The sequence below is a fragment of the Aquimixticola soesokkakensis genome (assembly GCF_900172375.1).
Lineage (GTDB): Bacteria > Pseudomonadota > Alphaproteobacteria > Rhodobacterales > Rhodobacteraceae > Aquimixticola > Aquimixticola soesokkakensis.
Map to the genome: position 1 here is coordinate 141,426 of NZ_FWFS01000003.1, position 25,149 is coordinate 166,574.

25 protein-coding genes are annotated in these 25,149 nt (G+C 61.9%); 14 read left to right on the top strand and 11 right to left on the bottom strand.

Annotated elements, in window-relative coordinates; all coding sequences use genetic code 11:
* Positions 1-65: 65 nt before the first annotated feature.
* From AQS8620_RS05100 to AQS8620_RS05110, 3 genes are all read right to left on the bottom strand, one after another.
* Positions 66-365, bottom strand: a complete 300-nt coding sequence (locus AQS8620_RS05100) for a DUF2842 domain-containing protein (protein ID WP_085835771.1) — start codon at positions 363-365, stop codon at positions 66-68.
* Positions 365-1,660 (bottom strand): adenylosuccinate synthase, encoded by a 1,296-nt coding sequence (locus AQS8620_RS05105; RefSeq protein WP_085835772.1) that lies wholly within the window; start codon positions 1,658-1,660, stop codon positions 365-367. The genes AQS8620_RS05100 and AQS8620_RS05105 overlap by 1 nt, the downstream gene beginning before the upstream one ends.
* Before the next feature lie 117 nt (positions 1,661-1,777).
* Entirely contained in the window at positions 1,778-2,353 is a 576-nt protein-coding gene (locus AQS8620_RS05110; RefSeq protein ID WP_085835773.1) for a GNAT family N-acetyltransferase, read from the bottom strand.
* Between the two features lie 181 nt (positions 2,354-2,534).
* Between AQS8620_RS05110 and secG the strand changes: the two genes are divergently transcribed.
* Complete coding sequence (gene secG, locus AQS8620_RS05115; RefSeq protein ID WP_085835774.1) at positions 2,535-2,906, top strand: preprotein translocase subunit SecG; 372 nt, start codon at positions 2,535-2,537, stop codon at positions 2,904-2,906.
* 183 nt (positions 2,907-3,089) lie between these two features.
* Positions 3,090-4,733 (top strand): CTP synthase, encoded by a 1,644-nt coding sequence (gene pyrG / locus AQS8620_RS05120; RefSeq protein ID WP_085835775.1) that lies wholly within the window; start codon positions 3,090-3,092, stop codon positions 4,731-4,733.
* Positions 4,734-4,820: 87 nt separating this feature from the next.
* On the opposite strand, the gene AQS8620_RS05125 is transcribed toward pyrG, so the two are convergent.
* Positions 4,821-5,273 carry an Lrp/AsnC family transcriptional regulator gene (locus tag AQS8620_RS05125; protein ID WP_085835897.1) on the bottom strand — a complete coding sequence of 151 codons (453 nt, stop codon included), beginning with the start codon at positions 5,271-5,273 and terminating at the stop codon, positions 4,821-4,823.
* 180 nt (positions 5,274-5,453) lie between these two features.
* Here AQS8620_RS05125 and AQS8620_RS05130 point away from each other — a divergent pair, with 180 nt between their 5' ends.
* From AQS8620_RS05130 to AQS8620_RS05165, 8 genes are all read left to right on the top strand, one after another.
* The gene (locus tag AQS8620_RS05130; protein ID WP_085835776.1) at positions 5,454-6,047 is read left to right on the top strand and encodes a LysE family translocator; all 594 of its coding nucleotides are present in this window, start codon (positions 5,454-5,456) and stop codon (positions 6,045-6,047) included.
* Between the two features lie 60 nt (positions 6,048-6,107).
* The gene (gene ppk2, locus AQS8620_RS05135) at positions 6,108-7,064 is read left to right on the top strand and encodes a polyphosphate kinase 2 (RefSeq protein ID WP_085835898.1); all 957 of its coding nucleotides are present in this window, start codon (positions 6,108-6,110) and stop codon (positions 7,062-7,064) included.
* A gap of 58 nt (positions 7,065-7,122) precedes the next feature.
* On the top strand, positions 7,123-7,566 hold the full coding sequence (locus tag AQS8620_RS05140; RefSeq protein ID WP_085835777.1) for a tellurite resistance TerB family protein: 444 nt from the start codon (positions 7,123-7,125) through the stop codon (positions 7,564-7,566).
* A 174-nt stretch (positions 7,567-7,740) separates the two neighbouring features.
* Entirely contained in the window at positions 7,741-8,556 is an 816-nt protein-coding gene (locus tag AQS8620_RS05145) for an ABC transporter ATP-binding protein (protein WP_085835778.1), read from the top strand.
* A gap of 38 nt (positions 8,557-8,594) precedes the next feature.
* Positions 8,595-9,314 carry a transporter substrate-binding domain-containing protein gene (locus AQS8620_RS05150; RefSeq protein WP_085835779.1) on the top strand — a complete coding sequence of 240 codons (720 nt, stop codon included), beginning with the start codon at positions 8,595-8,597 and terminating at the stop codon, positions 9,312-9,314.
* 39 nt (positions 9,315-9,353) lie between these two features.
* Positions 9,354-10,232 (top strand): ABC transporter permease, encoded by an 879-nt coding sequence (locus AQS8620_RS05155; protein WP_085835780.1) that lies wholly within the window; start codon positions 9,354-9,356, stop codon positions 10,230-10,232.
* Complete coding sequence (locus AQS8620_RS05160; protein WP_085835781.1) at positions 10,229-11,056, top strand: ABC transporter permease; 828 nt, start codon at positions 10,229-10,231, stop codon at positions 11,054-11,056. Before AQS8620_RS05155 ends, AQS8620_RS05160 begins: the two co-directional genes overlap by 4 nt.
* Complete coding sequence (locus AQS8620_RS05165; protein ID WP_085835782.1) at positions 11,053-12,420, top strand: glutamine synthetase family protein; 1,368 nt, start codon at positions 11,053-11,055, stop codon at positions 12,418-12,420. The genes AQS8620_RS05160 and AQS8620_RS05165 overlap by 4 nt, the downstream gene beginning before the upstream one ends.
* A 37-nt stretch (positions 12,421-12,457) precedes the next feature.
* Here the strand turns inward: AQS8620_RS05165 and AQS8620_RS05170 are convergent, their stop codons facing one another.
* The 3 genes from AQS8620_RS05170 to AQS8620_RS05180 are packed head-to-tail and all read right to left on the bottom strand — an operon-like array spanning position 12,458 to position 15,812.
* A complete protein-coding gene (locus tag AQS8620_RS05170) occupies positions 12,458-13,768 on the bottom strand; it encodes an NAD(P)/FAD-dependent oxidoreductase (protein WP_085835783.1) in 1,311 nt (436 codons plus the stop codon).
* Positions 13,768-15,123 carry a glutamine synthetase family protein gene (locus AQS8620_RS05175; RefSeq protein ID WP_085835784.1) on the bottom strand — a complete coding sequence of 452 codons (1,356 nt, stop codon included), beginning with the start codon at positions 15,121-15,123 and terminating at the stop codon, positions 13,768-13,770. The genes AQS8620_RS05170 and AQS8620_RS05175 overlap by 1 nt, the downstream gene beginning before the upstream one ends.
* Positions 15,120-15,812: a type 1 glutamine amidotransferase gene (locus AQS8620_RS05180; RefSeq protein WP_085835785.1), complete on the bottom strand. Its 693-nt coding sequence runs from the start codon at positions 15,810-15,812 to the stop codon at positions 15,120-15,122. Before AQS8620_RS05180 ends, AQS8620_RS05175 begins: the two co-directional genes overlap by 4 nt.
* Before the next feature lie 240 nt (positions 15,813-16,052).
* Here AQS8620_RS05180 and AQS8620_RS05185 point away from each other — a divergent pair, with 240 nt between their 5' ends.
* A complete protein-coding gene (locus AQS8620_RS05185; protein ID WP_085835899.1) occupies positions 16,053-17,261 on the top strand; it encodes a DegT/DnrJ/EryC1/StrS family aminotransferase in 1,209 nt (402 codons plus the stop codon).
* Positions 17,262-17,329: 68 nt separating this feature from the next.
* Here AQS8620_RS05185 and AQS8620_RS05190 read toward each other — a convergent pair whose 3' ends face one another.
* The gene (locus AQS8620_RS05190) at positions 17,330-18,298 is read right to left on the bottom strand and encodes a LysR family transcriptional regulator (RefSeq protein ID WP_085835786.1); all 969 of its coding nucleotides are present in this window, start codon (positions 18,296-18,298) and stop codon (positions 17,330-17,332) included.
* 142 nt (positions 18,299-18,440) lie between these two features.
* Here AQS8620_RS05190 and AQS8620_RS05195 point away from each other — a divergent pair, with 142 nt between their 5' ends.
* A complete protein-coding gene (locus tag AQS8620_RS05195; RefSeq protein WP_085835787.1) occupies positions 18,441-19,802 on the top strand; it encodes an aminotransferase in 1,362 nt (453 codons plus the stop codon).
* 82 nt (positions 19,803-19,884) lie between these two features.
* Here AQS8620_RS05195 and AQS8620_RS05200 read toward each other — a convergent pair whose 3' ends face one another.
* From AQS8620_RS05200 to AQS8620_RS05210, 3 genes are all read right to left on the bottom strand, one after another.
* Positions 19,885-21,468, bottom strand: a complete 1,584-nt coding sequence (locus AQS8620_RS05200; protein ID WP_234990379.1) for a SulP family inorganic anion transporter — start codon at positions 21,466-21,468, stop codon at positions 19,885-19,887.
* Between the two features lie 158 nt (positions 21,469-21,626).
* Complete coding sequence (locus AQS8620_RS05205) at positions 21,627-22,268, bottom strand: aminotransferase class IV family protein (protein ID WP_085835788.1); 642 nt, start codon at positions 22,266-22,268, stop codon at positions 21,627-21,629.
* A gap of 10 nt (positions 22,269-22,278) precedes the next feature.
* A complete protein-coding gene (locus AQS8620_RS05210) occupies positions 22,279-23,469 on the bottom strand; it encodes an aminodeoxychorismate synthase component I (RefSeq protein WP_085835789.1) in 1,191 nt (396 codons plus the stop codon).
* Positions 23,470-23,669: 200 nt separating this feature from the next.
* Here AQS8620_RS05210 and AQS8620_RS05215 point away from each other — a divergent pair, with 200 nt between their 5' ends.
* Both AQS8620_RS05215 and AQS8620_RS05220 read left to right on the top strand, forming a co-directional pair.
* Positions 23,670-24,554 (top strand): S-methyl-5'-thioadenosine phosphorylase, encoded by an 885-nt coding sequence (locus AQS8620_RS05215; protein ID WP_234990375.1) that lies wholly within the window; start codon positions 23,670-23,672, stop codon positions 24,552-24,554.
* A gap of 4 nt (positions 24,555-24,558) precedes the next feature.
* Entirely contained in the window at positions 24,559-25,092 is a 534-nt protein-coding gene (locus AQS8620_RS05220) for an adenine phosphoribosyltransferase (protein ID WP_085835790.1), read from the top strand.
* The last annotated feature ends 57 nt before the right edge of the window (positions 25,093-25,149 follow it).

Sequence of the window (25,149 nt, forward strand, 5' to 3'; positions counted from 1 at the left end):
GCCCCGCACAGGCAAGGCGCACAGGACAGGAAACGAAAAAGGCCCGCGCGCTGGCGGGCCTTTTCCTATTTCTTGATCTCGTATTTTTCGCGCAGCTTGTCGGCTTCGCGCACCGCGTCGTCCAGATAGACGGGCGGTTCGGCATCGGGATCAGCGCCGCCGACCCCTTGGAACACCGACTTGAGCGGAAAGGCCCAAGCCACCCCCAAGGCGGCATAAATCACGAATTCCAACAGGATCGAGGGACGCCCCAAAGCGCGCTCGGCCAGATTTACAACCGTCACACAAGCGACGATATAGGCGGGCAAGCCCACCACGAGAGCCAGCATCGCCAGCCGCCGCCGTCCCTTGTAGGACAGCGCCATCAGTCGGAAAACGGATCGGTGACGAGGATGGTGTCTTCGCGCTCGGGCGAGGTCGACACCAGCGCCACGGGGCAGCCGATCAGCTCTTCGATGTGGCGGACGTATTTCACCGCGTTGGCGGGCAGATCGTTCCAGCTGCGCGCGCCTTCGGTGCTTTCGGACCAGCCTTCGACTTCTTCGTAGATGGGCGTGCAGCGCGCCTGCGCTTCGGCAGCGGTCGGCAGGTAATCCAGCGTCTCGCCGTCCAATTCGTACCCGACGCAGATCTTCAGCGTCTCGAACCCGTCCAGAACGTCAAGTTTGGTCAGGCAGATGCCATTCATCCCCGAGGTCGCGCAGGTTTGGCGCAAAAGGGCCGCATCGAACCAGCCGCAGCGCCGCTTGCGCCCTGTGGTGGTGCCGAATTCATGGCCGCGCTCGCCCAGCCGCTGACCGTCTGCATCAAGCAATTCGGTCGGGAACGGACCTTCCCCGACGCGGGTCGTATAGGCTTTGACGATGCCCAGAACGTAGTCGATGGAGCCCGGACCGATGCCGACGCCCGTCGCCGCCTGACCGGCAATCACGTTGGAGGAGGTCACGAACGGATAGGTGCCGAAATCGATATCCAGAAGCGCGCCCTGCGCCCCTTCGAACAGGATGCGTTTGCCCGCCTTGCGTTTTTCGTTCAACACCTTCCAGACCGGACCGGCAAAGGGCAGGATTTTCGGTGCGATTTCCTTGAGTTGCGCGATCAGCGCCTCACGGTCGACTTCCTCGAACCCAAGGCCTTTGCGCAGCGGATTGTGGTGCTGCAAGGCACGATCGACGCGCGCGGCCAGCGTGTCGGGATCGGCCAGATCCATCACGCGGATGGCGCGGCGTCCGACCTTATCCTCATAGCACGGGCCGATGCCGCGCCCCGTGGTGCCGATTTTGGTGCCCTTGGTCGCCGCTTCCTCGCGCGCGCGGTCAAGTTCGCCGTGAATCGGCAGAATGAGCGGCGTGTTTTCAGCGATCATCAAGGTTTCCGGCGTAATTTCAACGCCTTGCTCGCGGATGGTCGCGATTTCGTTCAACAGGTGCCACGGATCAAGAACAACCCCGTTGCCGATGACCGACAATTTGCCACCGCGCACGACACCCGATGGCAGCGCATGCAGCTTGTACACCTTGCCGTCGATGACCAACGTATGGCCTGCGTTATGTCCGCCCTGAAAGCGCGCGATGACATCGGCGCGTTCGGACAACCAGTCCACGATCTTGCCTTTTCCTTCGTCACCCCATTGGGCGCCGACGACGACGACGTTGGCCATACTGAGTCTCCTCGAATTTCTGGCGTCAAACCGAAGCCCGTATAACGACAGGCGCGCGGGCAGGAAACCGGAAAGTGCGCCGCCTGCTGCGGCATTCTTGCGCTGTGTCCTGCGCCTTTAGGAGGTCACCCGACGTTCAAGCGCCGATAGGTCGCGCCAGCCATAGGCCACTTCGCCCACCGCATCGGGTTCTTCGGGGTTGAACCGCTGATGCACAAGCACACCGCCAAGGGCCGCATAAAAATCGCGCGCCACCTGGTTGCCTTCGATCACCCAGACCGCAAGGCTGTCGTGACCGCGCGCTTTGGCGGCCTGCGCCAGCTGCGCCATCATCACGCGACCGATTCCCTGACGCTGCATATCCTCAAGCAGGTAGATCGACGTCAATTCCGCCGAAAACCCCAAAGCCTCCAGTTCCGAATCCCGCTGTGGCCCCATCGTCGCGAAGCCGACAGGCTTGCCCGCCGCCTCGCACAGATAGCCAGCGCCAAGCCCGCCCTCGTCAAAAGTCGTCAGAATTTTGGTCCAGGCCTGCGCACGGTCCCCCGTCGTCATCGCCTCGATCAGCGCGCGCGGAAGAAGTCGGGCATAGGTGGTTTGCCAGGAGGCAACCTGCACCTCGGCAATGCTCTGCGCATCGGAAGGGGTTGCGGAGCGGATGTGAAGTGTGGCGGGTGTAGGCATCTGTGTCATGGGGGCAGCATGAGCACCCCGCGCGACAGGATGCAAGGGGCCAACCCCGCCTCTCGCACCGCCGCTGGCCCCGCCTGGGCGGAAAAATTCCCAAACCTTGCGCTCAATCCCCCGTCAGGGGTTGCGAGCCGCGCGCATTTTCCATAGAGAACCGCATCGAACCAAACGGCAGGCCCGACCCATGCAAAATGTCATCCTCGTCATCCATCTGATCCTCGCACTCGGCCTCATGGGCGTTGTGCTGCTTCAGCGCTCGGAAGGCGGTGGTCTGGGCATGGGCGGCGGTGACGGCGGGGCCGTGTCCAGCCGCGGCGTTGCAAGTGCCCTGTCGAAAATGACCTGGATCCTTGCAATCTGCTTTATCGGCACCTCGCTGACCCTCACCGTTCTGGCCCGCCGCGAGGCCTCGACCTCCTCTGTGGTTGACGGAATCGCCATTGAAGCCCCGGCCACGGATGGCACCAGCCCGCTGGGCAGCGACCTTCTGCCGCCCTCTGCTGCAACGCCAACAGCACCGGCCGTTGACCCGCTGACGCCTCCGCGCGCCGAGTAACTTACGACCTACCACAAGAAATGGCAGTCGCGGGAGGATACTTCCGCGACATGTTGAGGTTTGGTTGTGCGGGACAGCCGAATCTGTTAGATCATAAATCCCGTGGTAATGCGTTTTTTGAACCGGTTTCGAAGGCGCAGCGCTCAGACGTTTGACCGAACAGATCACGGGAGATCACCGCATATGGCACGTTACGTATTTATCACCGGCGGGGTGGTTTCCTCTCTCGGCAAGGGGCTTGCCTCTGCCGCTCTGGGCGCGCTGTTGCAAGCGCGCGGCTATTCGGTCCGCCTGCGCAAACTCGACCCCTATCTCAACGTCGACCCCGGCACGATGTCGCCCTTCGAACACGGCGAAGTCTTTGTGACCGATGACGGGGCGGAAACCGACCTCGACCTTGGCCACTACGAGCGTTTCACCGGCGTTGCCGCGCGGATGACGGATTCGATTTCCTCGGGGCGCGTCTATTCCAATGTCCTCGAAAAAGAACGCCGCGGCGACTATCTGGGCAAAACCATTCAGGTCATCCCGCATGTAACCAACGAAATCAAAGACTTCATCAACATCGGCGACGATGAGGTCGACTTCATGCTCTGCGAAATCGGGGGCACGGTTGGCGACATCGAAGGCCTGCCCTTCTTCGAGGCCATCCGCCAGTTCGCCCAAGACAAACCGCGCGGCGAATGCATTTTCATGCACCTCACCCTGCTGCCCTATGTGACCGCATCGGGCGAGTTGAAGACCAAACCGACCCAACACTCGGTCAAGGAACTGCGCTCCATCGGCTTGCAACCGGATGTGCTGGTCTGCCGCTCCGAGCGCCCTATCCCTGAAAAAGAGCGCGAAAAAATCGCCCTTTTCTGCAATGTCCGCAAAGAGGACGTCATCGCCGCCCCCGACCTCAAATCCATCTACGAAGCCCCGCTGGCCTACCACCGCGAAGGCCTCGATCAGGCGGTTCTGGACGCCTTCGGCATTGCCCCTGCCCCCAAACCCAACCTCGACGTCTGGCACGATGTGGCGGACCGCGTGTTCAACCCCGAAGGCGACGTGCGCATCGCCATCGTGGGCAAATACGTCCAACTCGAAGACGCGTATAAATCCATCGCCGAGGCCCTGACCCACGGCGGCATGGCCAACCGCGTGAAGGTCAATGTCGAATGGGTGGACGCCGAAGTCTTCGAGCGCGAAGATCCCGCGCCCTACCTCGAAGGCTATGATGCGATTCTCGTTCCGGGCGGCTTTGGCGAGCGCGGCACAGAAGGTAAAATCAAAGCGGCCCATTTCGCCCGCACGCAAAACATCCCCTATCTGGGCATTTGTCTGGGCATGCAGATGGCGGTGATCGAAGCCGCCCGCAACCTCGCGGGCATCAAAACCGCAGGCTCCGAAGAATTCGACCATGAAGCGGGCAAAAGCCGCTTCGAACCCGTCGTCTACCACCTCAAGGAATGGGTTCAGGGCAGCCAGACCGTGCGCCGCAAAGCGGGGGACGACAAAGGCGGCACCATGCGCTTGGGCGCCTATAACGCCAGCCTCACCGAAGGCTCGCGCGTGGCGCAGATCTACGGCACAACCACCATCGAAGAACGCCACCGCCACCGCTACGAAGTCGATACCAAATACCGCGATCAACTCGAGGCCCACGGCCTGAAATTCTCCGGCATGTCCCCCGATGGACGCCTGCCCGAAATCGTCGAAGCCGTGGATCACCCCTGGTACATCGGCGTGCAGTTCCACCCCGAACTGAAATCCAAACCCTTCGACCCGCACCCGCTGTTCAAGGATTTTGTGCGCGCCGCCAAGGAAAATTCCCGCCTCGTCTAAAACGCGACATGCGGCTTCTTTCGGATAAAAATACCCAAAACGGCGCGACGGTTCCCCCGTTGCGCCGCTTTTGCATTCAGCAGACCGCTACGCGCGCTCGTCCTTGGGGCTCCCCATAACGATGTAGCTGGTGATAGAATTCACATGCGGCAGCGTGCCGAGACGATCCGTATGAAACGCCTTATACGCCGCCAGATCGGCCGTCTCGACCCGCATGATATACTCGAATGCGCCGGTCACATTGTGACATTCTCGGACTTCGGGGGCGGCGCGCATGGCCCGCTCGAAGCCTTCCTGGGCCTCTTTGGTATGCAGCGCCAGACCGACGGTCAGATAGGCCACAAATCCTTGTCCCATCACATCGCGGTTCAAACGCGCCCGATAGCCCGCAATCACCCCGCGCCGTTCCAGATCCTGCACACGGCGCGAGGTCGCAGAGGGCGACAATCCCACCTGCGCCGCCAGGTCCAGATTCGATTGGCGCCCGTCGCGGGACAGATGTCGCAATATCTTTCGGTCAATTTCATCAATTTTCGTCATTTGTTGCAAATATTCACGCATACCCCTGAAAATTGCAACCAAATTGCGCAAACCTCCGCGTAGAATTGCGTGATCCGACGACAGGCTGCACTGTCAGGCACTCACTGTCATCGCCCGATAACGCGTTCCGATAAAAAGCCCCGATAACAAGCGCAAACTGCGTCTCCAGAAAGCCGTTCCATGACCTACGCTCTCGCCTTTGCGCTTTTGACCTTCACCTTCGTGTCCACGATCACCCCCGGCCCGAACAACCTGATGCTCATGGCCTCGGGCGCGAATTTCGGCTACCGGCGCAGCTTGCCGCATATGGCGGGCGTCACCATCGGCTTTACCACCATGGTTGCGCTGATCGGCCTTGGGCTGGGCGAGGTGTTCACGCGCTGGCCGCAGCTTCACACCGTGCTCAAGGGGCTGGCGCTGATCTATATGCTCTGGCTCGCATGGAAGATCGCCCATGCCAGCGCCCCCAAGGACAAAGGCCCCTCCGCCCGCCCCATGCGCTTTCTGACAGCCGTCAGTTTCCAATGGGTCAACCCCAAGGCATGGGCCATGGGCCTGACCGCAATCGCCGCCTATGCCCCGGATGCAACGTGGCAATCAGCACTTTGGGTTGCCGCGGCCTTCGGGCTGGTTTCCTTCCCGCTGATTTCGCTCTGGACCATTGCCGGCACCAAATTGCGCCTGTTGCTGACCAACGCCCGCCGCCTTGCGACCTTCAACTGGACAATGGCAGGGCTGCTGGTTTTCTCGCTGATCCCCATTCTCACCCATTAAGATTTTAGGTTTCTGTTACATTGGCATGATCAAAGCGGCGCAACCGCAGGAGACATGCCGATGACCGATTCCAATACCCCGCTCGACGGCCTTCCCGACGCCCTGACCGCCGAACAATCGGGGGGCGAAGACTGGCTGGACGCCGAGCTGAAAGATACGCTTGACGAGGATTACGAGATCGAACTGGAGGACGCTGTCCTGTCCATGCAGATCAAGAAAATCTACCAAAAGGCCCATCCCGACACGATCCCGCGCCCGGAATATTTCCGCGCCCTGCTTTCACTGCAATCGGAACTGATCAAACTGCAGGACTGGGTGCAATCGACGGGCCAGAAAGTCGTGGTCCTGTTTGAGGGCCGCGATTCGGCGGGCAAAGGCGGGGTGATCAAGCGCATCACCCAGCGTCTGAATCCCCGTGTCGCCCGCGTCGTCGCCCTGCCCGCGCCCAATGATCGCGAAAAGACCCAGTGGTATTTCCAGCGCTACGTCAGCCACCTGCCCGCCGCGGGCGAAATGGTGCTGTTTGATCGTTCCTGGTACAATCGCGCCGGTGTCGAACGCGTCATGGGGTTTGCCGATGAAACGCAGGTCGAAGCCTTTTTCAACGATGTGCCCGAATTCGAACGGATGCTGGCCCGCTCGGGCGTGCGACTGGTGAAATACTGGTTCTCCGTCACCGATGAAGAACAGCAGATGCGCTTTTTGATGCGCATCCACGACCCGATGAAACAGTGGAAATTGTCGCCGATGGATCTGCAAAGCCGCGTGCGCTGGGAACAATACACCATCGCGAAAGAGGAAATGCTGGCGCGCACCAATATCCCCGAAGCCCCTTGGTACATCGTTCCGGGGAACGACAAAAAACGCGCCCGCCTTAACTGCATGGCCCATTTGTTGTCCTTGATGCCCTATGAGGACGTGCCCCACGAGGACATCCAGCTGCCCGAACGCGTGTACAACAAGGACTACGAGCGCGCGGTTTTGCCGCCCGAGCTCTACGTGCCGTCCAAATACTGACGCTCACGAGCCTGTGTGCGGCCTTTCCCCGCAGACAGGCTCGCGTTATATAAGCGCCATGTTTGCTGATTTTCTCACCCGCCTCATCCAGCCCGAACCGCAGCGGCTTCCCGATCCTGATGCGCGCATCGCGCTTACGGCCTTGTTGGTGCGTGTCGCGCGGGCCGATGGCAGCTATGACGCCGATGAGGCACGCCGCATCGACCGTGTCATCGCCGGGCGCTACGGGCTTGGGCCGCAGGAGGCGACCAACCTGCGCGCGCAGGCCGAGCAGCTTGAATCCGAGGCCCCCGACACGGTGCGCTTTACCCGCGCGATCAAGGATGCGGTGCCCTACGAGGCCCGCGAAGGCGTGATCGAAGCGCTCTGGGATGTGGTGCTGGCGGATGGCGTGCGCGATGAGGAAGAAGACGCGCTGTTGCGGCTGGTGTCCAATTTGCTTGGTGTGAATGATCGCGATTCTGCCTTGGCACGCCAAAGGGTCGAGGCCGCGCGCAGCTAGGGGCTTTGCCCGCACAGAGCGCGTCTTGGGTGGGGACTTGCGGGCAATCTTTGCCCCGGCCAGTGCCGCAGCCTGCCTTCGCTGCGAACATTTGCCCATATTAGTGGCATTTCCCAACGTCACCCTGCCAAAGATCATTGCATTATCGAGGCAAATTGGCGCAAATTTGACGCCATGTTTACCAAACGATCAAATCCAGTCCAGACGCCCCAATCCGATCCCGCAACGCCGGTGATCGAGATCCGCGACCTGCATAAATCCTACGGTTCGCTCGAGGTGCTCAAAGGCGTCTCGCTTAGCGCGCCGCGGGGGCATGTGATTTCGCTGATCGGCTCGTCGGGTTCGGGAAAATCCACCCTGCTGCGCTGTGCCAACCTGTTGGAACTCAGCCAGTCGGGCGATGTGTTTTTCGAAGGGGAAGCGGTCAGCTGGAAGGGCAGCGGCCTTGCCCGCCGCCCCGCAAGCGCCAAACAGGTGATGCGGATTCGCACGAACCTGTCGATGGTGTTTCAACAGTTCAATCTCTGGGCGCATATGACCATTCTGGAAAACGTGATGGAAGCCCCCGTCAGCGTCCTGGGCCGGGCGCGCAGCGATGTCGAAGCGGCGGCCCGTGGCTATCTGGACCGCGTGGGAATTGGTGACAAATGCGACATGTACCCCGCTCAGCTTTCGGGCGGGCAACAGCAACGCGCCGCCATCGCGCGGGCGCTGTGCATGGAGCCGCGCGCCCTGCTGTTTGACGAACCGACCTCCGCGCTCGACCCCGAGCTGGAGCAAGAGGTGATCAAAGTCATAAAATCGCTTGCCGATGAGGGGCGGACGATGTTGATCGTGACCCATGACATGAAAATGGCTGCCGATATTTCCGACCATGTGGTGTTCCTGCACCAGGGGCTGATCGAAGAACAAGGGCCGCCGGACGCGCTGTTCGGCACCCCCGCATCCGAGAGGCTCAAAGGCTTTCTCGGCACAACAATGGCCCATTAAGGGCTTGAAAAACCTATAATTTCCAACGGGAGACCCCAATGAAGACCTTGATCCTGACCACCGCTGCCGCCGCTTTGTTTGCCAGCGGGGCCTTTGCCCAAGATGTTGTGCGTATGGGCACCGAGGGCGCTTACCCTCCGTACAACTTTATCAATGACGACGGCGAAGTTGACGGGTTCGAGCGCAAACTGGGCGACGCGCTGTGCGCGCGGGCCGAGTTGACCTGCGAATGGGTGACCAACGATTGGGACAGCATCATTCCCAACCTGCTTTCGGGCAACTACGACACGATCATCGCGGGCATGTCCATCACGGACGAGCGCGACAAAACCATCGATTTCACCCAGGATTACTACCCGCCCACCGAATCCGCCTATGCAGCTTTGTCTGACAGCGTCGATGTCGAAACCGGCGTTGTTGCGGCGCAAACCGGCACAATCCAGGCGGGCTATGTTGCTGGCACCGCGGCCGAGCTGGTCGAATTTGCCACGCTGGACGACACGATTTCCGCCGTGAAAAACGGCGAAGCGGATGCGGTGTTTGCCGATAGCGACGCGCTTGTGCCCTTCGTCGAAGAGCAGGATTTCGTCTGGGTTGGCGAAGGCGTGCCCTTGGGCGGCGGCATCGGCATCGGCCTGCGCGAAAGCGACACCGAGTTGAAGGAAAAATTCAACGCGGCCATCACCTCGATGAAAGAAGACGGCTCGCTCAACGCGCTGCTGGTCGAATATTTCGGTGATGCGGTCACGACCTACTAAAGCCAGACGGCGGGGGCCTGTGCTCCCGCCATCCTGCTCATGTTCGCAAATTGTGCCGACCCCGATAGCCTTCAAGGCCTTGCCTGGCTTGCCTGTTACCTGACAACGGGCAAGCATATGCTGTTCTATCGTTCCTTTGGAACGGTGCTGGCACTGCTTGTGATCACCGCCCCCGTTGCCCTTGCCTTCGGCTTTGGGGGCGCGATGGCGGCGCGGGCCCGCTTTGCCCCGCTGCGCGCCTTTGGCAAGCTCTACACCGCCATGGTGCGCGGCGTGCCGGATATCATTTTCTTCCTTTTCGTGCCGCTCGCCCTCGATCAGGGTTTCGAGTGGCTGCGCCATAAGGTCAAATGCCCCGATTGGGACGAACCGATCCGCCAAGGCGCGGATTTCATCGTCTGTCAGGCCGCCAAACTGCCGCTCAATTCCGATCCGCAATGGGTGCATGAAACCTACGGATTCTTTCTGGCCGTGCTCGCCTTTGCGGTGGTGTTTGGTGCCTTTGCCGCCAATGTGCTGTCGGGGGCGATGAACGCGGTCCCTCATGCGCAAATGGAAACCGCCGCCGCTTACGGGCTGACGCCGCGCAAATCATTCTGGCGGATCATGGTGCCGCAAATGTGGATCTATGCTCTGCCCGGCCTTGGAAATTTGTGGCTGATCCTGATCAAGGCCTCCCCCTTGTTGTTCCTTCTGGGCGTTGAGGACATCGTCTACTGGGCGCGCGAACTGGGGGGGGCGAAAACCTCGCAATACAGCTACCCCCACCCCGACTGGCGGCTGTGGTATTTTCTGGGTCTTTTGGTGTTTTACCTCGCGCTGACGGGCCTCTCCGAACGGGTTCTGGGGCGCCTCACCCGCCGCCTGTCGCGTGGTCAGGCCACCGCTTTGGGCGCGCAGATGGGGCGTGACACATGAGCTGCGCCGAAACCTTTATGACCTACGCGCTGCGCGCCATCGGCATCGGTCCGCGCGGCCTGCCCAAAGTCGATATCACCCTGTGCGATCAGGTTGTGCTGATCGGCTCTGGCATGTTGTGGAACCTCTATTTTGCGGTTCTGGCGCTGCTGGTGGGATTCATGTTTGCCAACGGGCTTGCCTTTGCCAAAGGCGCCCCCAGCCCGCTTGTGCGTAAACCCGCGCAATGGTTCATTTTCCTGTTTCGCGGCTCGCCGCTGTTCATCCAGTTTTTCCTCGCCTACGAATTATTCGTGATGCTGCCGCGTGACGGGATCAATCTTTTGGGGCTGCATCTGCCCACGGGCAATTTCACCCGTGCGTGGCTCGGGGCGTTGATCGTGTTGATCCTCAACACCTCCGCCTATTCGGCCGAGATTTTTTACGGCGCGATGCGCGCGGTGCCCAAGGGCGATCTGGAGGCCGCAGATGCCTATGGGATCACCGGTTGGGCACGGTTTCGACGCATCACCTGGCCCACAACGCTACGCCTTGCCTGGCCTGCCTACACGAATGAGGCGATTTTCCTGTTCCACGCCACGGCGCTGGTGTTTTTCTCCGGCTTTCCGGCATGGCAGCAAAAAGGCGATGCGCTGTATTACGCGTCCTATTTTGCCGAACGCACCTTCAACCCCTTTGTGGCCTACCCTGTCGCTGCCGGATTTTTCATTCTGGTCACCCTGTGCATCATCGGCGTTTTCGGGCTTGTGAACCGCCGTCTGAACCGCCACCTTCCACAACAGAGCCGCACGCGCCTCAGGGTGCGGCCAAAGGTGATCAGATGACAACTTCCGATATTCCGCCCGATCTTGCGCCAGATAGCTGGCTCGCCCAACACCCCCAAGTGCGCACCATCCGCGTCGCGGCCGCCGACCTCAACGGTCAGCCGCGCGGCAAACGCATCGCGCGCCGTTTCGCCGGCAAGGTGGAACAGGAAGGCACGCGCTTTCCGCTGTCCGTGCTGAACCTCGACATTTGGGGCGAGGACATCGAGGACAGCCCGCTGGTGCTTGATAGTGGCGACCAGGACGGCGTGTTGCGCCCCACCGAACGCGGGTTCATTCCCATGCCCTGGCTGAACGCCCCCACCGCCCTGTTGCCGGTCTGGATGTACCGCGAGGACGGAAGCCGGTTTGACGGCGATCCGCGCCAGGCGCTGGCACAGGTCATGGAGCGCTACACTGCCCGTGGCCTTACGCCGGTTGTCGCGACCGAGTTGGAATTCTACCTGATCGACGACAGCACCAAAGTGCTGCGCGTGCCCAAATCCGAACGCTCCGGCAAGCGCCGCCCCGGTGCGGAAACGCTGGCCCTACGCGCGCTGGATGCTTTTGATAACTTCTTCACCGATCTCTACGATTACTGCGAAGAAATGGATATTCCCGCAGATACGGCCATTTCCGAAGCCGGTCTGGGACAATTCGAAATCAACCTGATGCATTCGGATGACGCCATGAAAGCCGCCGATGATACGTGGCTTTTCAAGGTCTTGGTCAAAGGCCTCGCGCGCAAATACGGCTTTGCCGCCAGTTTCATGGCCAAACCCTATGAGGAATATGCGGGCAACGGGATGCATATGCATTTTTCGATGCTCGACCGCGATGGTGTGAACGTCTTTGACGATGGAACGGCCAAAGGATCGGATCTGATGCGCTCGGCGATTGCGGGCTGCTTGCGCGCGATCCCCGATAGCACCCTGTTGTTCGCCCCCCATGGCAACAGCTACGACCGGCTTGTGCCCGGCGCCCATGCGCCGACGCGTATTTGCTGGGCCTATGACAACCGCACCGCCGCTGTGCGCGTTCCGGGTGGTTCGCATAAAGCCCGCCGGATTGAACACCGTGTGTCGGGGGGGGATGTGAACCCCTATCTGATGATTGCGGGCGTTTTGGGCGCGGCCCTGACGGGGATCGAGGACAATCTCGCCGCCCCGCCCCCCATTACCGGCAATGCCTACACCCAACCCCTGCCGGAAATGCCGGGCGATTGGGGCACGGCCTTGGCGATGTTCGAAACCTCCGAGATCATGCGCCGCATTTTGCCCGACGAGATGATCCGCAACCTCACGCTGACCAAGCGACAGGAGCTGCGCGACTATCAGGAACTGACGCCGGACGAACAGGTCGAACTGTATCTCGACACCGTCTGAGGCGCGGTCTTCCCTTTGGGCCCCTATGGCCGCGCCGCTAGAAACCCAATTTGTCGCGAAGGGAATACCATGTCATCCCGAGGGCGAGCAAAGGCTGGCGCGCCATGGGACCGCCGGGAAAGGCGCGCGCGGGCAGGCTGGCCAGTAGATCAAAGCGCTCGGCTTGGGCGGTGATGGCTTCGGCCATCAAACGCCCTGACAGGCCCGCCAGCGCCACCCCATGCCCCGAATAGCCCGATGCACTCAACACATTGGGCGCGAGCCGTGCAAGATAGGGCATGCGGTTCATCGTGACCGACAGCGTACCGCCCCAGGCATGGTCGAAAGCGACATCCGCAAGCTGGGGAAAAACCGCCGCCAGATGTTTGCGCACGCGGCTGTCGATGTCTTTGGGATAGCGGTAGCCGTAGCTTTCGCCCCCCCCGAATACGAGGCGCTGCTTGTGATCGAGGCGGAAGTAGTGAACGACGAATTTGTCGTCGGCCACGGCGATATTCTGGCGCAGGATATCTTGGGCCTGATCCCCCAGCGGCACGGTTGTGGCGATAAAATTGTTGATGGGCATCACGCGCGTGGCGACCTGCATCGACAGGTCGGGCCCAAGATAGCCCCCCGCCGCGAGGATCAAATGGTCGGCCTTGATCCGCCCCTGCTCGGTCTGGACCGTGACCTGTTTGCCCTGCGTGATGTGATAGGCGGTGCTGCGTTCGCAGATCGTGACCCCTGCGCCAAGCGCCGCGCGCCCCAGCCCGAGGCAATAGGCCAGCGGATCAAGATGCGCAGCCCCGTGATCGAGCGTGCCACCTTGATACCTGGGGCTGCCGATAAGGTGCTGCATCGCGCGCGCATCGAGCCGCTCGAGCTTGTCATAGCCATAGTGGCCGGCAAGATAGTCGGCATAGGCATGATCGGCCCCCACATCGCGCGCGTGCCAATGGGCATGGGCCACGCCGTGCGACAGAAAGGCATCGGGGGCATGGGCAGTTGCAAGGTCACGCGTCAGGGCCTTTGCCTCCTCTGCCATGTCCCACAAAAGCCGCGCCTTTGATGCGCCCAGCGTTTTTTCCAACCATTTCTGGTCTTTGTTATATCCTGATCCGACCTGCCCCCCGTTGCGCCCAGAGGCCCCAAAGCCGATACGATGCGCTTCGAGGACGGTGACACGGAACCCGCGTTGCGCCAGATGCAGCGCCGCCGACAGCCCCGTGTAGCCCGCGCCGATCACGCAGACATCCGCGCGCGCCTCGCCGCGCAAAGGCGGCTGTTCGGGCAGGAAACTGGCCCCGGCCGCATAGGAGGACGGCGGATAGGTCGCCCGCTTGTCGTTGGAAAACAAAAGCGTGGCCATCACACGTTCAAGAGCAAATGCTCGCGCTCCCACGGGCTGATGACTTGCAGGAAGGCGGCATTTTCCGTGCGTTTGACGATTTCATAGACCTTGCAGAATTCCTCGCCCAGCACGCCGCGCAACGCATCCGCTTCCTCGAACACGTCCAGTGCGACGCCGAGGCTTTCGGAAATCCCTTCGGACTGGTTGTAGGCATCCCCGACACAGGGCGGGCGCGGATCGCTTTTCTCCATCAACCCCAGATAGCCGCAGGCCAGAGAGGCCGCGATCCCGAGGTAGGGGTTCACATCCATCCCCGGCAGGCGGTTTTCCACGCGGCGCGCTTCGGGCGGCGACACAGGCACGCGCAGCCCTGTGGTGCGGTTGTCGCGGCCCCACTCAAGGTTGATGGGCGCGGCAAAATCGCGCACGTAGCGGCGATAGCTGTTCACATAGGGCGCGATGACCGCGATGGCCGAGGCCATGTGGTTTTGCAATCCGGCGATGAAATGCATGAATTCCGGCGTTTCGTTGCCATCCTCGTCGGAGAAAATATTGCGCCCTGTTTCCAGCGAGACCACCGAGTGGTGGATATGCATCGCCGATCCCGGCTCGTCCTGGATCGGCTTGGCCATGAAGGTGGCAAAACAATCGTGGCGCAGAGCCGCTTCGCGGATCAGGCGTTTGAAATAAAAGATTTCATCGGCCAGTTTGACCGGGTCACCATGGCGCAGGTTCATTTCGATCTGCCCTGCCCCGCCCTCTTGCAAGATACCGTCGATTTCGAGGCCCTGCGCTTCGGCAAAGTCATAGATATCGTCGATCACCTTGCCGTATTCATCGACCGCCGACATGGAATAGGCCTGACGCGCGGCGGCGCGACGCCCCGAACGCCCGATGGGCGGCTCGATCGGCTGGTTGGGGTCGGTGTTGCGCGCCACCAGAAAGAATTCCATCTCCGGTGCCACGATCGGGTCCCACCCGTGGCTGCGGTACAATTCCACGACCCGTTTCAACACGTTGCGCGGCGCGACGGGCACAGGTTCGCCCTTCTGGTCAAACACATCGTGGATCACCTGAAGCGTCCAATCCGCCGTCCAGGGCGCGGCAGAGGCGGTTGTGAAATCGGGTTTCAGCACCATATCCGGTTCGGTGAATTCGGCATCCGCCGCCTGACACCAATCGCCGTTGATGGTCTGAAGAAAGATCGAGTTGGGCAGGTAGAAATGCGCCTGATGCGCAAATTTCGATGCAGGCATTGCCTTGCCGCGCGCGATGCCCGACAGGTCCGGCACGATACATTCGACCTCGTCCAGACGTTTGCCCTCAAGCCAAAGGCGGGCATCTTCGGGAAGTTTTTCGATAAAGTCACTCATGCGGGAGCCCTTTCCTGTGTCAGGAATTGCGCCATCAGTTGCGCGATTTTGTCACCATCCACGGGGGCGTCCTGCGTGGCGCGGGCCGCCGTGATGATCGCCTCTGGATAGGCGGGATCGTCGCCGCGCGCGGCCAGATAATCGCCGATGATGGCCGTGGAAAATTCGGGATGCGCCTGCACGGTCAGGATGCTGTCGCCATAGACCAGCGCCGCATTGGCACAAAAGTCATTGCGGCCAATCACCCGCGCGCCCTGCGGCAAAGCCACCACCTGATCCTGGTGCCACGCGTTCAACTGCACCTCCCCCAGCCCCTCGAACTCATAGGCCGTGCGCCCGACCGACCATCCGCCCGCGAATTTTTCGACCCGCCCGCCCAGCGCCTGCGCGACGATCTGATGGCCGAAACAGATCCCCAGCATCCGCTTGCCGCTGGCGTGAATGTCACGGATCAGCTGTTCGAGCGGGGGAATGAAGGCATGATCCTCGTAGGCCCCGTGGCGCGAGCCGGTCAAAAGCCAGGCATCCGCCGCCTCGGGCCCGCTGGGAAAGTCCATATCGACAATGTTGAAGACCTGCCAATCAAAGGCTTCGCCTGCAAAAAGAGTTTGAAACATGACGTCGAAATCGCCGTGCAGACGGGCAACCGCCTCGGGCGTGTGGCCGCATTGAAGAATGCCGATTTTCATGGAGCACCGATGGTTAGAGACAGGCAGACGCTAGCCGCTGCGCGCAGGCGCGACAAGGGGGCGTGAGGGAGCGAAAGGCGCGCGACAGCCCCCCCAACGGACACCATTGACGCCCCCACCGGCGCGCATTCGCAACGGTTTTCGCGCAAAATCACGCCGATCCGCAAAAATGTCATTGGTATTTTACATTTGCAGGTCATACGCTTTTCCCGAAACATGTTTTCGGAAAAGGTGAACAGTATGGCCCTCGCATCGCAAAACGCCGCCGCGCCCAGCGTTTATGACGCCGAACCGATCCCCCAAGCCGCCCGCGCTGAACTGGAGCGGCTGATCACGAGCGGCGATTTGTTCCGCTATACGTCCGACAACTCACCTGTGGCGTTGTTGGAACAGGAATTTGCCGCGATGATGGGCGCGAAATACGCGCTTGCCGTGGCCTCCTGTTCCGCCGCCCTGTTCCTCACGCTCAAGGCGCTGGACCTGCCGCGCGGGGCGCGCGTCCTGATCCCCGCCTTCACCTTTGGCGCGGTGCCCTCCTCGATTGTCCATGCCGATTGCACGCCGGTTCTGGTGGAATGCGGCGACAATTACCGCATTGATCTGGCGGATTTCGAGGCCAAACTCGAGGGCGCGGATGCGGTGATGATTTCGCACATGCGCGGCCACACCTCGGATATGGATGCGATCATCGCCGCCTGCGAAGCGCGCGGCCTGCCCCTGATCGAGGATGCCGCCCATTCCCTTGGCACCACATGGCATGGCCGCAAGATCGGCACTCTGGGCAAGATCGGCTGTTTTTCCTTCCAGTCCTACAAGATGCTCAACTCCGGCGAGGGCGGCATCTTGATCACCGACGATGAAGACATCTTTGCCCGCGCGGTGATCATGTCGGGTGCCTATGAACATATGTGGAAAAAGCACCCGATGCTGAGCGACCGCTTTGCCGCATGGCAAAACAAACTGCCGCTCTACAACACCCGCCTTGGCAACCTCTCGGCGGCCGTCATCCGCCCCCAGCTTGCCGAAGTGCCACGCCGTGTGCGCGACGGGCGGGCAAACCACGACTATGTGGCGGCACGCCTTGCCACCTGCGCGCATTTGCACGTGCCCGACAAGCTCGATGCGGAATTGCGCGCGCCCGACAGCCTGCAATTCAACCTTGTCGATTTCAACGAAGACGAAGCCCGCGCCTTTGCCCGAGCCGCCAAAGAGCGCGGCATCAAGGTGCAGATTTTCGGCCTGAGCGAGGACAATGCCCGCGCCTTTTGGAACTGGCAGTTCATCGGTGAGATCCCCGATCTGCCCCGGACCCGCGCCATGCTGATGAAGGCCTGCGACACCCGCCTGCCCGCCCGCCTGACGCGCGCGGAATGCGATGTGGTCGCACAGGCGCTGCTGGAGGCGGCCGCCTCGGTCAAGCCCCTCGATTGCGCCACCGCAGCCGAATAAACGCCGGGCAGTTTGCACCATCGCCGCGCCTTCGGGGGCGGCGTTTGCCGTTTAAAGAACTTTGCCGTTTAAAGAACCCTGAGCGCGCCCGCGAGAAACGGGTGGCGCGCAACATTGGGCGCGACCACAAGTTCTTGCAGCAAGGGGCGCAGATCGGCGGCAATCCGTGCGCCGGTTTCGGCCAGCCCGTCGCGGCGCACCCCCAGCGAAATCGTGCGCTTGAGCGGCGCAAAAGGCAGGGCCAGCACCTCGATGCGGTCCAAAAACCGGTGCGCGTGATCCACGCCCAGCGCCGACAGGATCGTCCAGCCCGCACCGCCCGCCACCATCGCCAGAATGGCACGATAGCTGTCCAGCTCGAAGCGGTGCGACAGGGCCACATCCTGCGCTTCGAGATGGCTCGCGATCACGCGCCCCATCACATGGCGTTGGGTGTATTGGATCAAGGGCAAGCGGCGCAGCGCCTGGGGATCAAGCGGCTCACCTGCCGCCACAAACCCCTTGGGCACCACGGCGACAAAAGGATCGTCCAGCAGCGGCGCGCGCTCCATCCAGCTTGGCACCGCCCCCATATCCGCCGCCACCACCACATCCAGAAGCCGCGTGTCCAGCCGGTCCAGCAGGCGATGCGACGGGCCGGTTTCCAACTGGAACTGCGTGGATTTGAGCGCGCCGGCCATCGAGGACAGCAGGGCGGGTGTGACGGAGGCGTCGAAATCCTCGATCATGCCAAGGCGCAGCTGGGAAAGCTGGGTGGGGTCGAGTTCGGCCAGCTCGGCACGTACCTGCGCCGCTTCGCCCAGGATGATTTGCGCACGCCGCATCAACACGTCGCCCGCAGGGGTCAGCGGAATAGGCCGCTCGCGGCGGTGCATCAATTCGGCCCCCATCGCCGTCTCGAGATTGGAAATCTGCTGGCTCACCGACGAGGGCGACGCCCCCAGACGGCGCGCTGCCGCCGTGATCGAGCGCTCCTCGGCCACGGCAACAAAGACCTCGATTCCCCAAAGCGTGATCCGCCCGCCGTTGTCGGCCATCGCCCGTCCTCACCTTGCCCCGATGCGTTGCGCGCAGGCTAGGGCCAAGGCGTCGGCGGCGCAACCGCTCAGCGCCCTCACGCCCCATTGCGAGGGCACGCGCTCCGCGATAGCGTGAGCGCAACAACCACAGGAGCTTCCTATGACCATCCCGCAAAGCTGGGACGCGCGCGCCAAATCGGCGTCCTTTTTCGGCTTCACCGATTTCCCCTCGATCAACGAGCGCGGCACGGTGATCGTGACCCACGGCAAGGGCCCCTATATTTACGACACCGAGGGGCGCAGCTATCTCGACGCCAATTCGGGCCTTTGGAACATGGTCGCAGGCTTTGACCACGAGGGGCTGATCGCGGCCGCAAAGGCCCAGTTCGACACCTTTCCCGGCTATCACGCCTTCTTTGGCCGCATGTCCGACCAGACCGTGATGCTCAGCGAAAAGCTGGTCGCCGTGTCGCCCTTCGAGCGGGCCAAGGTGTTCTACACCAACTCCGGTTCCGAGGCGAATGACACAATGGTCAAGATGCTGTGGTTCCTCAATGCCTCCGAAGGCAACCCGCAAAAGCGCAAGATTCTGACCCGCGTGAACGGCTATCACGGCGTCACCGTTGTGTCGGCCTCGATGACCGGCAAGCCGTATAATTCGGTCTTTGGCCTGCCGCTTGACGGGTTCATCCATCTGGGCTGCCCGCACTACTGGCGCTTTGGCGCGGCGGGCGAAACCGAGGCCGAATTCACCGCCCGCCTGGGGCGCGAGCTGGAAGAAACGATTGCGCGCGAAGGCGCCGACACCATCGCCGGTTTCTTTGCCGAACCCGTGCAGGGGGCCGGTGGGGTGATTCCGCCCTCGCAAGGCTATTTCCAGACCATCGTGCCGATCCTGAAAAAACACGGGATTCCCCTGATCGCTGACGAGGTCATCACCGGCTTCGGGCGCACCGGTGAAATGTGGGGCTGCGAGACATATGGTTTCACGCCCGACGCCATCATCAGCTCGAAAAACCTCACGGCCGGATTTTTCCCGATGGGTGCCGTGATTTTGGGGCCTGATCTGGCCGACCGCTTGCAAGCGGCCGCCGACGCGATCGAGGAATTCCCCCATGGCTTTACGGCCTCGGGCCATCCCGTGGGCTGCGCGATTGCGCTCAAGGCCATCGATGTCATCGAAAACGAGGGGTTGCTGGAGAATGTGCGCAGCCTGACCCCCTATTTCGAGGCGGGTCTGGCGCGGCTGGCCGAGAACCCCAATATCGGCGAATGGCGCGGCAAGGGGCTGATGGGCGCTTTGGAAGCGGTAAAGGACAAAGACACAAAGACGCCGTTTGACGGATCGCTGTCGGTGTCGGAACGCATCGCCAATACCTGCACCGACCACGGATTGCTGTGCCGCCCGCTGGGCCAGTCCATCGTGCTTGCGCCGGCGTTCATCATGACCGAGCCACAGATGGACGAGATGTTCGACAAGCTGGGCGCCGCCTTGAAACAGGTTTTTGCCGAGGTCGGCTAAACCGCTGCGAAGTTGGCATAAAAATATCCCCGTCGGAGCCTCCGGCGGGGATATTTTTTGACAAAAAAGCCGGGCTTGCGGGTCAGTGACCGCCCGCAAGGATGCCCGTGCGCACGTTGTAATCGGTGGCGACCTGATAGTCGGGATCGTCATCGCTATCCACGATCAGCTGACCGGCGTTGGCGAGCAAGCGGTGGCAATCGTGGCTCAGGTGGCGCAGTTGCAGCATCTTGCCGGCCGCCTCGTATTTGGCCGCGAGTTGTTCGATGGCGGTCAGGGCCGATTGGTCGGCCACGCGGCTATCTGCGAAATCGACGATGACATGGGGCGGGTCGCCCGCCACATCGAAGGCTTCGAGAAAGCCATCGGTCGAGCCAAAGAACAGCGGCCCCTGGATGGCATAGACCTTGGCGCCATCGGGGCTGATGGAGGTCTGTGCGTGGATGCGTTTGGCGTTTTGCCAGGCATAGGCCAATGCGGAGACGATGACGCCGACCACGACCGCGATGGCAAGGTCTTCGAAGACGGTCACAACCGTCACCAGCACGATGACAAAGGCATCGAGGCGCGGCACGCGGCGCATCACCTTGAAGCTGTTCCATGCGAAGGTGCCGATCACCACCATGAACATCACCCCCACGAGGGCGGCCAGCGGGATTTGTTCGATCAGCGGCGAGGCGACGACGATGAAGGCCAAAAGGAACAGCGCCGCTGCGATGCCCGCAAGGCGGGTGCGCCCGCCGGATTTCACGTTGATCATGGATTGGCCGATCATGGCGCAGCCGCCCATGCCGCCGAAAAAGCCGGTGACGAGGTTGGCAACACCCTGCGCGACGCATTCCTGGGACACGCCGCCGCGCTCGCCCTTGATTTCGCCCACGAGGTTGAGGGTCAGAAGGCTTTCGATGAGGCCGATCGCGGCAAGGATTACCGCATAGGGCAGGATCACATGCATGACCTGGCCAAACTGTGCCCAGCTTTCAAACATTGGCACCATGGGGATATGGAACTGCGGCAGACCGCCTTGAATGGAGGCCAGATCGCCCACGCGCGGCACGTTGATGCCAAAGACGATCACAATGACTGCGGTGATGGCAATGCCTGCCAGCGGCGCGGGAATGACATTGGTGATTTTGGGCAGCCCCCACACGATCAGCATGGTGAGCGCCACAAGCGCAAGCATCATCATCAAGCGTCCGCTTTCCATCCACATGAGTGTGCCATCGGGGCCCATGACTTTGAACTGGCCAAGCTGAGCGAGGAAAATCACCACCGCCAGCCCGTTCACAAAGCCCATCATCACCGGCTGCGGCACCAGCCGGATAAATTTGCCCAAGCGCAACACACCCGCAAGGATTTGCAGGATGCCCATCAGCACAACGGTCGCAAAGAGGTATTCAACCCCATGCTCGGCCACGAGCGCCACCATCACCACCGCCAAGGCACCGGTTGCGCCGGAAATCATCCCCGGACGCCCGCCGATGCAGGCGGTGACCAGCCCCACGATAAAGGCCGCATAGAGCCCCACCAGCGGGTTCACCCCCGCGACAAAGGCAAAGGCCACCGCTTCGGGCACCAGCGCCAGCGCCACCGTCAGCCCCGACAAGAGGTCGGTGCGCGCTTGGGCTGCTGTCAGCGGGTAGGCGGAGGATTTATTGGGCAGGATACTTTCCGCAAAAGCGGTCAGGACGGGTTTGAGCACGTGCGTGGTTCCATCTGGTCCGGAGGGTTTTGCACTGGCATAGCGCACCTTCGGGCTGTTCTGAACCCCCAAGCCATGAATCCGCGCCCCTTGGTGCCCCCGTGGCGGGTGTGCAACAGAGGCTAGAGCCGCAAATCGGCGGCGCTTGGCGGTGTGCAGGCGATCAAGCCGCGCAGGGAATTGCCCACCAAGACCTCCGCCCCGCAGAGATCGCGCGCGCTCAGAACGGCCTCGCGCGCCAATCCTTGGGCCAGAAGGTCTTCGCGCAAAATACCCGGGAGCAGGCCGCAACTCAGCGGCGGCGTCAGCAAAATACCCCCGTGGCGCAGGAAAATATTGGTGATCGTCCCCTCGCATACCGCGCCGTCATCATTGGCAAAAATCACCTCGTCGATGCCTTGCGGCAGGGCCGCGCGCGTCTGGTCATAGAGGGCGCGCGCGGTCGTTTTAACCCGCAGCATCGGGTCGTTTTTATCGAGGCGCCGCGGCGACAGCGCCACGCGCCACGGCCGGTCGATGTCCGTGAGGGGCGCGGTGGTCAGGCCAAGCGCGCCCGTGGTCGCCAGCGTGAGGCGCAAGCGCAGGGGCTGCGCGCTGCTGACGGTGTCAAGCGCGGCTGCGACCTGATCAGGATCACAGGCAAAGCCGAGATGGGCTGCGCTGCGCTGCAGCCGCGCCACATGCCGCGCGCGGCGCACAATCGCGCCCGCAGGGCCAAGCGCGGGATCAAAGCGCAGCGTTTCAATCAGCTGCAGCGCTCTCATTGCCGCGCCCTCATAGCTGGGCAAAGCGCGCTTTCAGCAGCGCTTCCTCCCATTCGTCCTCGGCTTGGCTGTCAAAGACCAATCCGCCCCCGACATTCAGCCGTCCCTGCCATGTCGCGCCCTCTTTACGCAGCAAAAGCGTGCGGATGGCCACGTTGAACACCGAGCGGCCATCCGGCGCCATCCAGCCAATCGCGCCGCAATAGGGCCCGCGCGCAGTATCTTCGAGGTCGTGGATGATTTCCATCGCGCGCAGTTTCGGCGCGCCGGTGATCGAACCGCAGGGAAACAACGCCGTGAGGATATGCGTCAGGCTGGTTCCCGCCGCGAGCCGGCCCGTGATACGCGACACCATCTGATGCACGGTTGCATAGGTTTCAACGGCAAAAAGATGCGGCGTTTTCACCGATCCGATGTCACAAATCCGGCTGAGATCGTTGCGCAGCAGATCCACGATCATCAGGTTCTCGGCCAAATTCTTTTCCGAGGTCTCCAGCCATGCCTTGGCCGCGGCATCCGCCGTCGGGGTTGCGCCGCGTGCCACCGTGCCCTTCATCGGGCGCACCTCGATTGCGCCCTGTGCGTCTGTCGCAAAGAACAGTTCCGGCGAGCGCGACAATAGCGCGCGCGTGCCCAGATCCACAAAGGCACCAAAGCGCACGGGCTGGCAGGCCTTGAGCGCGCGATAGAGCGGTTCGGGGTCCAATGCGCTGTGCACCTCCAGCGGGACGGTCAGATTGACCTGATAGGTGTCCCCCGCCAGCAAATGATCGTGCACGCGCGCAAAAGCCGCGTGGTACTGCGCCGCGCTCCACAGCGGTGTCAGCGACGTCCGGGGCCCCGAAGACATTTGGGGAGCCGCAGACGTGGAGGAGGGCGTGGAGGCAGACGTGGAGGCGGGGTCAGCCAGCGCTTGGGGGGCATCGAACACCCCGATCTCCAACAGCGGCCAGCCCTCCTGCTCTGGCGCGACACCGCCCCGGCCCGAGGACAGTGCCGCAAGTTTTGCGTCCAACGCATAGCCCATTTCGTAGGAAAAATACCCGGCGATCCAGTAGCCCTGCGCCCGCGCGGCCTCGATCGCCAAAAGCGCTGGACCAACGCCCTCAGCACGATGCGCGCGGATCACCTGACGCGGGTGGGCAAACCGTGTGCCCTGCCCCGCTCCCCCCAATGGGCCTTCATCGAAATCAATGCGCATCTGCCGCCTGCTGTGTTGCCGCCTATGGCTTTCGCCGGATCGCGTTTGCGCGGTTCTAACAGCTCCGCCAAACCAAGGCCAAGCCCGCGCCCCCTTGCGGGGCGAATTTTTACGCGCCAGCGCGGCAACTTGGCCTTGCAGCGCCCCAGCACAGCCCGCACACTCGCGCTAAAGTGGATCGCAATCTCGAAAGGGCGTTTATGAGCACGCAACCTGAAACCATGATCGGGGTGATCGGTGGCTCCGGCGTCTATCAGATCGACGGTTTGCAAGACGCCGAATGGGTCGGCATCGACACACCATGGGGCGCGCCTTCGGACAAGATCCTGACCGGAACGCTCGACGGGGTGGCCATGGCCTTTTTGCCCCGTCACGGGCGCGGACATGTCCATTCGCCCAGCACCGTGCCCTACCGCGCCAATATCGATGCGCTCAAGCGGCTTGGCGTCACCGATCTTTTCTCGGTCTCGGCCTGCGGGTCGTTTCGAGAAGACAAAGCGCCGGGCGATTTTGTGATCGTCGACCAGTTCATCGACCGCACCTTTGCGCGCGACAAAAGTTTCTTTGGCACCGGATGCGTGGCCCATGTGTCTGTCGCCCATCCCACCTGCGCGCGCCTTGGCGATCTGGCCTTTGAGGCGGCGCAGGCCCAAGGGGTCACTGTCCACAAGGGCGGCACCTATCTGGCGATGGAAGGACCGCAGTTTTCGAGCGTGGCCGAAAGCAAAATGTACCGCGCATGGGGCTGTGATGTGATCGGCATGACCAATATGCCCGAGGCAAAATTGGCGCGCGAGGCGGAAATCTGCTATGCTTCCATTGCGATGATCACCGATTTCGACAGCTGGCATCCCGATCACGGCGCGGTGGAGATCACCGATATCATCGCCACGCTCGGCGCCAATTCAGCCAATGCAAAAGGCACCGTCGCGCGCCTGCCCCAGGCCTTGGGACGCACGCGCGCGCCCTGCCCCTGCGGCTGTGACCGGGCGTTGGAATTTGCCCTGATGACCGCGCCCGACACCCGCGACCCCGAACTGGTTGCCAAACTTGATGCGGTCGCCGGCCGCGTACTAAAGGCCTGATTCCATGTCTAAAAACGTCAAAGATTACATCCGCACCATCGCCGATTTCCCCCATGAGGGAATCATGTTTCGCGATGTGACCACCCTGTTTGCCGATCCGCGCGGCATGCGTCTGGCCATTGACCAGCTCCTTGAACCCTACGTGGGTCAACGCATCGACAAGGTCGTGGGGCTGGAGGCGCGCGGTTTCATCCTGGGCGGCGCGATTGCGCATCAGCTGGCGGTCGGGTTTGTGCCGATCCGCAAGAAAGGCAAATTGCCCGGTGCGGTGATTTCCGAGGCCTATACGCTGGAATATGGCGAGGCCGTGGTCGAGGTCCATGATGATGCGATCCAACCGGGCGAGAAGATTTTGCTGGTGGACGATCTGCTCGCCACAGGCGGCACGGCAAGCGCGGGAGTCAAGCTGATCGAGCGGCTGGGCGGTAAAATCGTGGGCTGCGCCTTTGTCATCGATCTGCCCGAAATCGGCGGGCGCAAAGTGCTTGAGGATATGGGATATGACATCCATGCCCTCTGCGCCTTCAGCGGGCACTGAGCGAACGCGCCAACCTGTCGCAAAACGCGATTATGTTTTTACGTAGGTGCGTAAACC